The organism is Mesorhizobium sp. P2_A12 (assembly GCF_056405075.1).
Genome location: NZ_JBFUCU010000045.1, coordinates 1 through 12,179 on the forward strand (window position 1 = coordinate 1; position 12,179 = coordinate 12,179).

9 protein-coding genes and 2 pseudogenes are annotated in these 12,179 nt (G+C 60.9%); 2 read left to right on the forward strand and 9 right to left on the reverse strand.

The window, feature by feature from the left end; genetic code table 11:
- Both AC1DZU_RS34665 and AC1DZU_RS34670 read left to right on the forward strand, forming a co-directional pair.
- Positions 1-276: pseudogene (locus AC1DZU_RS34665) on the forward strand (adenosylmethionine--8-amino-7-oxononanoate transaminase); the annotation flags it as partial.
- Complete coding sequence (locus AC1DZU_RS34670; RefSeq protein ID WP_477291862.1) at positions 273-1,256, forward strand: beta-ketoacyl-ACP synthase III; 984 nt, start codon at positions 273-275, stop codon at positions 1,254-1,256. The pseudogene AC1DZU_RS34665 and the gene AC1DZU_RS34670, both read left to right, overlap by 4 nt.
- Before the next feature lie 440 nt (positions 1,257-1,696).
- On the opposite strand, the gene AC1DZU_RS34675 is transcribed toward AC1DZU_RS34670, so the two are convergent.
- From AC1DZU_RS34675 to AC1DZU_RS34715, 9 genes and pseudogenes are all read right to left on the reverse strand, one after another.
- Positions 1,697-2,389: a hypothetical protein gene (locus AC1DZU_RS34675; RefSeq protein WP_477291866.1), complete on the reverse strand. Its 693-nt coding sequence runs from the start codon at positions 2,387-2,389 to the stop codon at positions 1,697-1,699.
- 17 nt (positions 2,390-2,406) lie between these two features.
- A pseudogene (locus tag AC1DZU_RS34680) lies at positions 2,407-2,922 on the reverse strand (glycine betaine ABC transporter substrate-binding protein); the annotation flags it as partial.
- Positions 2,923-2,987: 65 nt separating this feature from the next.
- Positions 2,988-3,380 carry a hypothetical protein gene (locus AC1DZU_RS34685; RefSeq protein WP_477291850.1) on the reverse strand — a complete coding sequence of 131 codons (393 nt, stop codon included), beginning with the start codon at positions 3,378-3,380 and terminating at the stop codon, positions 2,988-2,990.
- Between the two features lie 60 nt (positions 3,381-3,440).
- Positions 3,441-4,391 (reverse strand): formylglycine-generating enzyme family protein, encoded by a 951-nt coding sequence (locus AC1DZU_RS34690; RefSeq protein ID WP_477291864.1) that lies wholly within the window; start codon positions 4,389-4,391, stop codon positions 3,441-3,443.
- Between the two features lie 104 nt (positions 4,392-4,495).
- Positions 4,496-5,455 (reverse strand): SphA family protein, encoded by a 960-nt coding sequence (locus AC1DZU_RS34695; RefSeq protein WP_477291852.1) that lies wholly within the window; start codon positions 5,453-5,455, stop codon positions 4,496-4,498.
- Positions 5,456-5,522: 67 nt separating this feature from the next.
- On the reverse strand, positions 5,523-7,904 hold the full coding sequence (locus AC1DZU_RS34700) for an arylsulfatase (protein WP_477291854.1): 2,382 nt from the start codon (positions 7,902-7,904) through the stop codon (positions 5,523-5,525).
- A 294-nt stretch (positions 7,905-8,198) separates the two neighbouring features.
- Positions 8,199-9,866, reverse strand: coding sequence for an arylsulfatase (locus tag AC1DZU_RS34705; RefSeq protein WP_477291856.1), 1,668 nt, complete (start codon positions 9,864-9,866; stop codon positions 8,199-8,201).
- Between the two features lie 112 nt (positions 9,867-9,978).
- Positions 9,979-11,592 carry an arylsulfatase gene (locus tag AC1DZU_RS34710; protein WP_477291858.1) on the reverse strand — a complete coding sequence of 538 codons (1,614 nt, stop codon included), beginning with the start codon at positions 11,590-11,592 and terminating at the stop codon, positions 9,979-9,981.
- A 203-nt stretch (positions 11,593-11,795) separates the two neighbouring features.
- A partial coding sequence (locus AC1DZU_RS34715; protein ID WP_477291860.1) for a DUF1214 domain-containing protein occupies positions 11,796-12,179 on the reverse strand: 384 nt, incomplete at its 5' end.

A 12,179-nucleotide genomic window follows, 5' to 3' on the forward strand; every position in this document is an offset into this window, starting at 1 on the left:
GCCGCCGGGCTTCAGCGCTTTCGCGACAATGCCAACTTCACCGACAGTCGGGTGACCGGCACGATCGCGGCCCTCGATCTGCACGCCGGCTCAGCCGGCTATCTGGCCGAGATCGGGCCAAAACTGCGCGCTTTTTTCCTCGAGCGCGGACTGCTGGTGCGTCCGCTCGGCAATGTGCTCTATCTTCTGCCGCCCTATTGCATCACCGGCGACGAGCTCGACGGGCTCTACGACGCCATCGCGGAGGCCGGCGAACGCTTCGGCTCAAAACCATGAGCCGATCATCGCGCATTCTCGGGTTTGGTCATCATGCGCCTGGGCGCAAGGTCGAGAATCAGGAGATCGAAGATCGTCTCGGGCTCGAGCCAGGCTGGATCGAGCGGCGCACCGGAATTCGTTCGCGCTTCTGGGCGACAGATGAAGACACGCTGTCCGGCCTTGCCACGCAGGCCGGCGAGATGGCGCTGGCGAACGCCGCTATTGACCGAAGCGACATCGGCCTGCTGTTGCTCGCCACCTCGACGCCTGATCACCTCCTGCCGCCGAGCGCACCTCTGGTCGCCCATCGGCTGGGACTGACACGCGCGGGTGCGATCGATCTGACCGGCGCCTGCGCCGGCTTCATCTATGCCCTGATGTTCGCGGACGGATTCACTCGCCTGCATGGCAAATCAGCGCTGGTCATCGCCGCCAACATCCTCAGCCGTCGCATCAATCCGGCCGAGCGCGCAAGCTCGGTCCTTTTCGCCGATGCCGCCGGCGCCCTGGTGATCGGTCCGTGCGAGGACCCTGATCGGGGCATTCTCGGTGCCTCGGTGGATTCGGACGGCTCGCGCTACGGGCTGATCCAGATCCCGGCGGGCGGAAGCAACGTCCCGTTCCAAAGTGGCCTGGATCTCGGGCAAACCCGAATGACGATGACCGACGGCCGCGAAGTGTTCGCCAGGGCCGTGGACATGATGACTGCATGTTCAAAGGACGCGCTCGCGGCAGCCCGAACGCAGCCACAGAATGTCGACCGATTTGTGCCGCATCAGGCGAATGCTCGTATTTTTGATGCCGTCGGGCGAAACCTCGGCATTGCAGATCAAGCCATCGTCAAGACGATCGCCGAATACGGCAACTCTTCCGCCGCGACGATCCCGCTCTCCCTGTCGCTCGCCCATCGCACGGAACCGTTCCGGCCGGGCGAGAAAATTCTTCTGGCGGCGGCCGGTGCGGGTCTCAGCGGCGGTGCACTGGTAGTCGGAATCTAGCCGAGCCACCGACAGCGTGAACCGACTGATCATGAATGGTGGATAGGACAAAGGCCAATGCGAAAAATAGTCGCCGGCAAGCTGCACGGCATTCACGTCACCGAAGCGAACCTTTGGGCCGGCGGCTGGACATGCGGCAGACGTCGCGTGATTGCAAGTGCCCAACACGAGTTTGGCGCTTTGTATGGTAAGCCACCGAAGCACAATCGGACACGGTCCTCAGTGCCAGTGACCCCCCACTCGGTCGGCGCTGACATATCTAGATGATCTAGATATGTCAGCGTGGCCCATATGGCCTCCGGATAGGGGCGCGGCCCTTAGCGAGGCGCCAGCGACGAAGGAAATGCCGGGCCTATCCTCCTCGCACATTCTTGCGAGATAGCAGTGCGGACGTGATGGAGGCATTGCCAACCATGGAAGCGAAGCGCGCGCCTTTCCGGCTAATTCGGCAGACCTGCCAGCCGCAAGGCATCGGTAACCTCACCTAGAATACCCGGGGCAATTCCGACAGCCGCTGACCAGCGGCCGATGGAGAAATGCGGGTCAAGCGACATAAGCCGAGTGCCCGCCGCCTTTGCCTCGTCGAGCCGTCCGAGACTGGCAAGCGGTGCCGCCAGCCATCCGTGCAGGATGCTGAACCCAGGATTCAGTTCCACGGCCCGCCGTCCAGCCGAGACAGCTTGCTCGTGCCGGCCGGACAGGAAGTTGCCGAAGCCGATAATGCCTTGCGGCACACAGTTCATGGCGTCGAGCGGGCTGAGCCGCATCGCCTGCTCGCACCAGTCGATCGCCCGCGCCGCGTCGCCGCCATAGGCCACCGGCACGCAGCCGAAGGTGTAGACGAAGGCGCAGGAGGCGCTGAGAGCCAAAGCCTGCGCAAAGGCCTCGTCGGCCTGCCTGCGGTCGTGCTCCACCAGGCCAATGGTGAACCCGGCCAAGGCGAGCGCCATCGCGTCGCCCGAGCCATGTTCGATCGCCGCATGGGCATGGCGGATCGACTTCTGGTGGTTCTCCGGCCGCATGCCGCCGCGCACAAACAGCGTCTGGTGCGCCCAGGCGGCAAAGCCATGGGCAAGCGCATAGCCCGGATCTTCTCGATGCTCGTCGACGACCAGCCCAACGCGCCAATCCACATTTCGCCCTTGCCATCGCCGTCGGTGTCGAACAGGGCCGCCTTTTTCGGATCGGCCATATCTGAAATGTCCTTGACGCCAAATTTGTCAGCCGTCTCGCGCGTCACACAGAGGCCTTGGGTGGCCGGCACACCCTTGGGGCTGAGGTCAACGGTCTTGCGCCCGTCGACGTACTTCTTGACGAGTGCATCGAGATTGTGGAGCCAGACTTCCGGATAGATGTCGACATCACCGGAATCCATTCCGGCGAATGCCGTCATGGAGCCCATCTCGCGCACATCGGCGTCGAGGTTGAGTTTCTGCTTGATGCTGTACTTGATGATATTGGCGGCCGCCTGGCCAGAGGGCCAATTGGGCATTGCGACAAGCAGGTCGGCTGAAATGGCGGGGTTGCAAGACGTCGCCACGAAAATCACCGTGACTGCAATCTGCCAAATCCGGTCTACTGGGAGCGTGGTCAGTCCTCGTTCGGTACGATCGAGTTCCCGTGGGGATCCCTCGGGAACGGATGACAAGGCCGAGCCCGCGCGCATTGTCGAAGCCCATCTGCAGCAACAACCCTCAGCGGGTTTTGCCGCTGAGGGTTAGTCCGTCGTCTTTAACGCGGCACGCAGTAGTCCCAGTACCCTTTGGTTTTTGAGCTGCTCGACCAGAACCAGCAAAGGTCCGGAGACGGTGCGGGGGGTGAGACGGATGCGGCCGCTACGGCGACGATTGTGCCCAGCGCCACGCCGGCCACGATTGTTCCAAAGTAAGGCCTGCGGACCCAACGGCGAACCGGCCGCACCACGACGTTTCTCCTGATGACCACATTGGGCCTGGGGCGTACCACCCTCGGTCTGACCACCGCCCTCCTGCGGACCAATACCGGCTCTGCAAAGGGGCGCGTCCACTGCTCGCCGGACGGTCGAAGTTCTGTCGGGAAGGAAAAGGCGGGCTGTGCCGCTGCCAGGGCCGAAACAATGGCAATCGTTTTAAGAACGGTGTTCATTTTTGCTTCCTCCTGATTAAGCTCCGTGTCCTCGCGCGCCCCCGATGTGCCGCCGTCTGCTCAGTTGCCGCGATCGCGGTTGCTCATCGAGGGGTGAATTTCCGCTTCGCGCCGCACGATGCAGCGAAAGCCGAGATGCGAGACCGAAGTATCGACGGGTTGCGCCATGCGCGCGGCGGGCCGATAGCGCCGGCAGTAGTTGGGCGCGCACAGATGCGAGCCCCCTTTGGTCACCTTGCGCGGTATCTTCACGTCAGGCAGCCGGGGATCGTAGCTCGCTTCGCGCGGGCCGCCACGCGGATTGACCGCCGTGCAGCACGGGCTGTCGATAGAACCGTGGCCCTGATACCAGTCGGTCGTCCATTGCCAGACATTTCCGGCCATGTCGTAGAGACCGTAGCCGTTGGCGGGGAACGAGCCCACGGGGGCGGTAAATTCGAAACCGTCATCGCAGCTGTTCCGGTAGGGAAATTCGCCCTGCCAGGTGTTGGCCATGTGTCTGCCGCCAGGCGTGAACTCGCTGCCCCAGACATATTCGGCACCATCAAGGCCGCCGCGCGCTGCGAATTCCCATTCGGCTTCGGTCGGAAGTTCCTTGCCCGCCCATTCGGCAAATGCCGCTGCATCCTCATAGGCGACATGCACAACGGGATGTTCTGCAAGCCTCCTGATCGTGCTGGCCGGACCACGGGGATGGCGCCAGTTGGCGCCATGGACATAAACCCACCAATTGTAGTGATTGCTGAGGTCGACCGGCCCGTCCGGCTTCCTGAACATCATCGAGGATGGAGCCAGAAGATGCGGCAAGGCGCCGGGATAATCATCGGGATTGGCTGGTTTCTCGGCCAGGGTGACATAGCCTGTTGCCGCGACGAAGCGTTCGAAGTCGCGATTGGTGACGGTGAATTTGTCCATCCAGAAGCCGTCGACACTGACCCGGTGTGACGGCGCCTCCTCCGGATAGTGGCTGTCCGAGCCCATCACGAAGGTGCCGCCGGGGATCCAGACCATGCCCGGAAATGGCGGCTCGGCCGCGGCGCCTTCCAAGATTTCGGCAAAGGAATCGGTGTTCATCGAAACGATCCTGAAGCGACAGGCCGTCCAGCCGCTATCGATCAAAACTTTCCGGCAATGTCGAAGAAGACCGCGTCGCCTTTCATGCGGTTTTCGACCTCGACCTCGTGGGCCCATCTCAAAGTAAACTCGACCTCGGTCTTCTCTCCGAACTTGGCCTTGTATTTGACCAGAGGCCCGACAGCGATCGAACGGCCCCTGAAGCCGTCATGGGTGTCGGCGAACGCGCTGCGATCGTCTTCAATCTGGTCCAGAAAGCCCGCAATCGCCCCCACGGACAGGCTCTCGGTTACAGCCTTTGTGACCGAAAGATCGAGATGGGCCATCGTACCGCTGTAGTAATCAGTGTCCTGGTTCTTGGTATTGATGTCCACGCCGAATTTGGCGGAAAGGTCCAGCCCATGTTCCGGGATAAGATAGGTGAGCCCAATCGCTGGCGAGAACGTCCAATAATTGAGGCCGATGAAGGCGAGGTCACCCTCCTTCCATTCGCCGGTGGGCGCCGTGATCGTCAGGGATGCCGACACCCAGGTGTTCATGGCATCGTTGTGCCAGCCAAGCACAAGCGGCGCGAAGGCGATGTCGCCGAGCCCGGCGACCTGCTGATCCACCCCGAATTGGCCGACCTGGGCCGTAGCCCCGGTCCAGCCCAGCGGCACCGCGGCCTGCACGGCATAGGTCCAGTTGCCGGGCAGGTGCAGTTCGGGCACGTAGATCCCAGCCAGAGCCGTGGCCCAGATATCGCCGGTCATGCCGACCGCCACCGAGCCATTGCCGAACGGAATCTGGCCGTTTGCTTCGCCATGGTAGTAGATGTTGGAGACCGCCCAATAGCCGACCCCCGGCGTCGGCGGCACGATGCCCGCGCCGGGGCCTGCGAAGGCGCCGGGCACATAGCGCCCGGCAACCGCCTCTGTGGCCTTTGCCCGTTCGACCGAGGCAAAGCCAAAAGCGATGGCCGCCGCGGCAAGCAGGCACGCAGTTGATCTGGATCTTATCATCTCGTCCCTCCCCAGAACGGCCGGCGCTCCCGATGGCAAAAGTACCACGGTTCGCCGAATCAGGTCATCATTTCAAGTCCACTGTCACCCGACCGAGCTTGCCGGCAAACTTGAACGGCGGCATGTAGCTGAAGTCGATGGGTGAGCCGCTGTCCTCGCCAATATCCTGCCCTTCGTAGAGAGAATATTTGAACGGCGTCGTCTTATCGACGCGACCCTCGCCGATCTTCTTGCCGTTGGCGAGGAGCGAGATCTCACCTCCCTTACCCATGCCGCCACCATCGGATTTGAAGTTCATCTGGAGCGTGACCTTGCCGGTTGGCACCGGCTCCGTGGAGACGACGCGGTAGCGTTCGAGAGCCACATAGTTGTGCAGGCCGACGAGCTTGCCTTGCTCGATGTAGAAGCCCCAGCCGCCGGTGAAGCCGCCTTGCGTGAAGATCATGCCGTCGGCGCCGGCTGCCGGGATTTCCGCCTCCGCGGTGATGGTGAAGGATTTGTTCTTCAGGTCGGGCGCCGAGGCTTCAGGCAGCGCTACCAACGGGGTCTCATAGACGAACGTCTTGCGGCCGTGGGCAAGGCTCGGTTTTCCGGTCAGTTCGGCCGACATGCGCTCCGGACCACGCCAATCGAGCGGCAGGATGTTGTTGCGTGCAGCTTCCGCCCACCACAAATCCTCCATTGCCCGCAGCTTGTCGGGATTTTTGGCGGCGAGGTCGTCGGCCTGCGAAAAATCCTCGTCGATGTTGTACAATTCCCACTTGGCCTTATCGATATCGAAGCCGGTGCGATTGGGCTGCCAAGGGACGAAGGATAAAGAGGAAGCGAACCAACCGTTCTGGTAGATGCCGCGGTTGACGCCCATCTCGAACACCTGGACCTTGCGGCGGTCGGCTGCCTTGGCGTCGCCGAACGTGTAAGTCATGCTGATGCCGTCGATCGGCTTTTGCGGCACGCCGTTGAGAACGTCCGGCGCCTGCACGCCGGCAACGTCCAGAAGAGTAGGCATGATGTCGACGACGTCGAGGAACTGCGAGCGCAGTCCGCCCTTGTCGGTGATCATTGCCGGCCAGCAGACAATCATCGGATTACGCGTGCCGCCGAAGTGCGAGGCGACCTGCTTGGTCCACTGGAACGGCGTGTCCATCGCCCACGCCCAGGCCGACGGAAAGTGATTGAAGTGTTTCGGGCCGCCGAGCTCGTCGATGACCTTGAGGTTGTCCTGACACGTCTCAAGCACATTGTTGAAAAAGGCATTCTCGTTGGTCGAGCCTTCGATGCCGCCTTCCGCCGATGCGCCGTTGTCGCCGACGATGTAGAGGATCAATGTGTTGTCGGCATCGGGCAGCTTTGCCACCGCGTCGAGGACGCGCCCCATCTCGTGCTCGACGTGTGCGCCATATCCGGCAAACACTTCCATCATCCGGGCGTAGAGATGTTTCTGCTCGGCATTGAGCGAATCCCACGCCGGCAGACCTTCGGGTCGCGGCGTAAGCTTGGTGTTTGGCGGAATGACGCCGAGCTTTTTCTGTCGCTCGAACGTCACCTCACGGTATCGGTCCCAGCCCATGTCGAACTGGCCCTTGAACTTGTCGATCCACTCCTTCGGCGCCTGATGCGGCGAGTGGGTCGCACCGGGAGCGACATAGAGGAAGAATGGCCGATCCGGGTCGATTGCCTTCACTTTTTCCATCCAGGCGATCGACTTGTCGGCGATGTCGGTGGAGAGGTGATAATTGGGATCGGTCGAGCGCGGAACGCGGTTGTGGTTTTCGTAGAGGATCGGCTCGTACTGGCTCGTGTCTCCAGAATTGAAACCGTAGAAATAGTCGAAACCCATCCCATTGGGCCAGCGGTCGAACGGACCGATTTCGCTGGTCTCCCACACTGGCGTGTTGTGGTTCTTGCCGACCCAGGCGGTCGCATAGCCGTTCTGCCGAAGGATTTCCGCCACGGTGCCGGCGCTCTTGGGGATGATGCCTGTATAGCCATCATACCCTGTTGCCGCTTCGGTGATGCTGCCATTGCCTGTCACGTGGTGTTCGCGCCCGGTAATCAGGGCGGCCCGCGTCGGCGAGCACAACGCCGTCGTGTGGAAGCGATTGTAGCGCAGGCCGTCGGCCGCCAGTTTCTCCATGCTTGGCGACGGTACACCACCGCCGAACACGCTGAACTGCCCGAAGCCCACGTCGTCGAGAAGGATCAGCACGATGTTGGGCGCGCCCTTTGGAGGACGCACGATCTGCGGGAAGGTTGCTGGATCGGAGTCCAGATAGGTGCGGCCAACCTGCCCCTTGAAGTGGAAATCCGGCCTTGGCAACGAGAATGAGGCAGCGGGAGGCGATGCATCCTGGCTCTGGGCGAATGCCGTCTGGGCGACCGTCGCGATGCCCGCAGTCGCAAAGACGGTTGCCAGGTTGCGAAGGCGATTTACAACAGTCGCGAACATCGGATTTCCTCCCTGTCTTGGCGCCTCTTCCAGCGCCGGCGGTAGTTGTTCTCCCTCAGTCTTCAGTCCTTTCGCGGTGCCGCCCATCGAAGGCCGGGCCAAGTTGCACGCTGCTCATTTCTGTACCGCGATTGTCACGCCGCGGATCGAGCCGCCGACCACGAACGGCGACCTATAGTCCGGATTGTCCCAAAGTAAGGCCTCCGGACCCAGCATCCGCGCCGCAAGACCGCAATCCCCAATTCGGCAATTGTCAATCGATCCAACTACGGGTTCCTCTATCCATCTTCCCACCTATTGCTGCGATTTACGCAAAACGTCCTCGACAATGTTCGACATGTCGAACGATGTTCCGCCCTGCACGGGCGGATACTTGACCAGCGTCTTCAAATGTTCGCCGACCAGCTCATTCATCGGCTGGAACAGCCACGACACCCTCTGTTCGAGATGACCAAAGGAGTCGATGCTGTCATAGCTTTCAAACGGATCGCTTCGGATGTTGAAGAAAATGAGCTGTGGCCTGATGATGTCGTAATAATTCTCGCGGGTCTGGAAGTGCACCTTCCACGGACCCATCCGAACAGCCATCAGCTTGCTTTCATAATAATAGAAAAACTCCTTGCGCGCACTGTCCGGTGCTTTTCCGAGCCAGTAGTCCAGATTGTTGACACCATCGATGAATTGCTTTTTTTCAGCCTTGATCCTTTCGGCGACATCAGGAACGCCGGCAGCAGCGGCGAGGCTGGTGAACATATCCATGTGAGCCTGAATACCGTTCAGTATTTGACCGGGCTTGATCATTCCCGGCCAGCGCAGCAGCGAGATCACGCGAACGCCACCCTCGTAGGTGGTCATTTTCTCGCCCCGAAACGGCGTCGTACCGCCCCAAGGCCAAGACGAATGTTCGGGGCCGTTGTCGGTCGAGTACCAGACGATGGTGTCTTCCTCGAGCCCGTTCTCCTTTAGCCAGTCCAGCACGAGACCAACGTCGTGGTCATGCTGCAACATTCCACTGCCATGGATGTCCTCGTCGAACGTGTACTTGTCGGCGGCATAGCGCCACTTCTCGTTCAGGTGGGTGTAGAGGTGCATGCGGCTGGTGTTGAGCCAGACGAAAAACGGTTTGCCGTCCCCATTTGCCTTCTTCATGAAGTCGAACGCCTTTGGGATCACCTCGGCGGCGTCGAAGTCCTCCATCCGCTTCATCGTGAGCGGACCCGTGTCTTCAATCTTCTGCCTGCCGATTCGGCCGAACCGCGGATCCTCGGTGGGATCGTCCTCGGCACTGGCATGGCAATGCAGCACGCCGCGCGTGCCGAACTTATTGGCAAAAGCCTCTGGCCCGCCGGGATAGGTCTTGGCGAACTCCTGGTAGTCGCGATACTCGGGCTGCTCCTGGGTATTTAAGTGGTAGAGATTGCCGAAGAATTCGTCGAACCCATGCACCGTCGGCAGATGTTCATTGCGGTCGCCCAAGTGGTTTTTGCCGAAGTGTCCAGTCGCGTAGCCCGCCTTCTTCAATACCTCGGCCAGGCAGGGAGAAGATGCCTGAAGGCCGAGCTTGTCTCCCGGCACCCCGACAGTCACCATTCCCGAGCGGATGGGGTATTGTCCCGTAATGAACGAGGCACGGCCTGCCGTGCAGGAGTTCTGGGCGTATTGGTCGGTAAAACGGATGCCTTCCAGCCCCACCCGGTCGATGTTCGGAGTGGTGTAACCCATTGTCCCCATGCCGTAAGCGCTGACATTCTGCCAACCGATATCGTCTCCCCAAATGACCAGGATGTTCGGTTGTTTGCCGGAGGAAGGCTTTGCTGGCTCGTTTTGGGCTTTCGCGGCCTGGGTCGATGCAGCGGCTGCGATTGCGACAGCCGCTGTCAGCGCGGTGCCGCCGAGCAGCAAATTCCTCCGGTTCACCGCGTTAAGCCCTTTCATCGAATTCGCATTCCGCTGATCGGCCATGGTGGTTCTTCCTTGTTTCGCCAGCCACGTCCCAATTCGACGTCTTCTCATTGCGGAACGGTGTCATGGCTACGCCCATCTCTGCTCCGGACTAACAGCGGCAATGCGATTCCTAGTTCTTTGGCTGCGACAGCTTCTCCATGACATCGTCGAGGTTGAAGCTGGCGGGTTTCTGTCGGATTGGGAACTCCTTGAAGCTGTCAAGCCATTTGGCCACGACCGCTTGCGACGGAACCACCACGAAGCTGCGATCAAAGAACCATTTCTCGTATTCGATCGAAGTGTCGCCGCGTTCGAACGGGTCGGCACGCAAGTTGAAGAGCTTAGGAGCGCGAAGCGCAGTGAACTCCTTCCGCCAAACGTCGACCCCCTCGTGTTCCTGCGCCTTGAACACGACCTTCCAGTCGACAACGCGGACCGCGACCAGTTCTCCGTCGTCATTCCAATAGAGAAAGTCTCTGCGAGGTGCCTCCGCCGAACTGCCGGTGAAGAAGGGCATCAGGTTGTAGCCGTCGAGATGCACCTTGAAGGTCTTGGCGCCGACCTGATAGCCCGTTAGGCACTTGGCAACCACGTCCGGATCACCGCCCGCTGCACAGAATGTCGGGATCAAATCGTAGTGTGCGAACGCCTCGTTGTAGATCGTGTTAGGCTTGATCACGCCGGGCCAGCGGATCAACATGGGTACACGATAGCCGCCTTCCCAGTTGGTCGCCTTCTCACCACGGAATGGCGTATTGCCGCCATCAGGCCAGGTCATGACCTCGGCACCATTGTCACTCGTGTAGACGACAATCGTGTCGTTCGCGATGCCGAGATCGTCCAGCTTCTTCAGCAACAGGCCGACATGCCCGTCGTGCTCGACCATCCCATCGGCGTAGACCCCCTTGCCGGTCTTGCCTTCAGCCCCGGGCTTGAGGTGTGTGTGGACGTGCATCCGGGTCGAGTTGAAGTAGCAGAAGAACGGCTTGTCCGCCTTGTGCTGGCGTTCGATAAAGTCCAGGGCCGCCGCCGCAGTCTCGTCATCGACGGTCTCCATGCGCTTCCGGGTCAGCGGCCCGGTATCTTCGATCTTACCGTCGGCGAAGCTGTGGATTACGCCACGCGGGCCGAAGCGCTTGGCGAACTCAGGGTTCTTCGGGTAGTCGGGGTTCTCCGGCTCCTCTTCGGCGTTGAGGTGGTAGAGATTGCCGAAGAACTCGTCAAAGCCGTGGTTCGTCGGCAGGAACTCGTCCTTGTCACCGAGGTGGTTCTTGCCGAACTGGCCCGTGGCGTATCCAAGCGGCTTCAGCAGTTCAGCGACGCTGGGGTCCTCCGCCTGAAGGCCGATGTCGGCACCCGGCAGGCCGACCTTGGTCAGGCCAGTGCGGATGGGTGACTGCCCTGTTATGAAGGCTGCACGCCCGGCGGTGCAGCTCTGCTCCCCGTACCAATCGGTAAACATCGCGCCCTCGTTGCCGATGCGGTCGATGTTTGGGGTACGGTAGCCCATCATGCCACGATGGTAGATGCTCGGGTTGAACCACCCAATGTCGTCGCCCATGATCATCAGGATGTTGGGCTGCTTTCCGCTCGGCTGTTGGGCCTTTGCTGTCTTCACAGAGGTAGCCGAAATAATTGCCGATGCCGCAGCAAGTGCGGTGCCGCCAAGCAAGATGCTGCGCCTGCTGAGCGTGCCAGGTACGGTTTCTTGCAAAGTGTCGATTTGTTCGTTCTTAGTATTCATGGCCTGCTCCTTTCCGACCGGCTTCTTGCCGGCAAACTTGAGCGTCGGCGCGTAGCCGAAGTCGTTGGGTGAGCCGCAACGGATTGAGCGCTTGCCGCCATGATGGCGAGCAGGGCGAGCGCGAACGTCGACATTCCAGATCGTCTTTCCGGACCACCCATAGCCTCAACTCCATTGCACCAATGCCATCGTCCCTTGTCGGCCTACACTCGTTCGAAATCCGGCAACGGCCAGGATCGATCGAAGTACGGCTCGGTCGGCTGGTAGAAGCGGAAATACGCGAACCAGTTCCTGCCCGGCACCGTCGGGATCCAGTTCTTTTCAAAGCCGGAAGGCGCCTTCGGCCCGGTATGGATGTCGACCGACCCATCGGCGTTCATGTGCAGGTCCATGCGCGAGGAGCGATCGGCGATGTTCTGATCGTTCAGGATCAGGGCGCGCGTGCCGACGTCGTAGACCGTCACTGACCAAAAAAGTTTGATCGGCGGATTGGGCGGAACGCGCAGGCGATACGACCTGCCGCCATCGAGCCATTCGCCGGCCTTGTCCTTGTAGGCACTGAGATAGGCTGACGACGGGCCTGGGTG

What these genes read in the sequence shown, in the direction of transcription:
- AC1DZU_RS34670 (WP_477291862.1), top strand. Translation starts at nt 273, where the DNA reads ATGAGCCGATCATCGCGCATTCTCGGGTTTGGTCATCATGCGCCTGGG.
- AC1DZU_RS34685 (WP_477291850.1), bottom strand. Translation starts at nt 3,380, where the DNA reads ATGAACACCGTTCTTAAAACGATTGCCATTGTTTCGGCCCTGGCAGCG.
- AC1DZU_RS34690 (WP_477291864.1), bottom strand. Translation starts at nt 4,391, where the DNA reads ATGGTCTGGATCCCCGGCGGCACCTTCGTGATGGGCTCGGACAGCCAC.
- AC1DZU_RS34695 (WP_477291852.1), bottom strand. Translation starts at nt 5,455, where the DNA reads ATGATAAGATCCAGATCAACTGCGTGCCTGCTTGCCGCGGCGGCCATC.
- AC1DZU_RS34700 (WP_477291854.1), bottom strand. Translation starts at nt 7,904, where the DNA reads ATGTTCGCGACTGTTGTAAATCGCCTTCGCAACCTGGCAACCGTCTTT.
- AC1DZU_RS34705 (WP_477291856.1), bottom strand. Translation starts at nt 9,866, where the DNA reads ATGGCCGATCAGCGGAATGCGAATTCGATGAAAGGGCTTAACGCGGTG.
- AC1DZU_RS34710 (WP_477291858.1), bottom strand. Translation starts at nt 11,592, where the DNA reads ATGAATACTAAGAACGAACAAATCGACACTTTGCAAGAAACCGTACCT.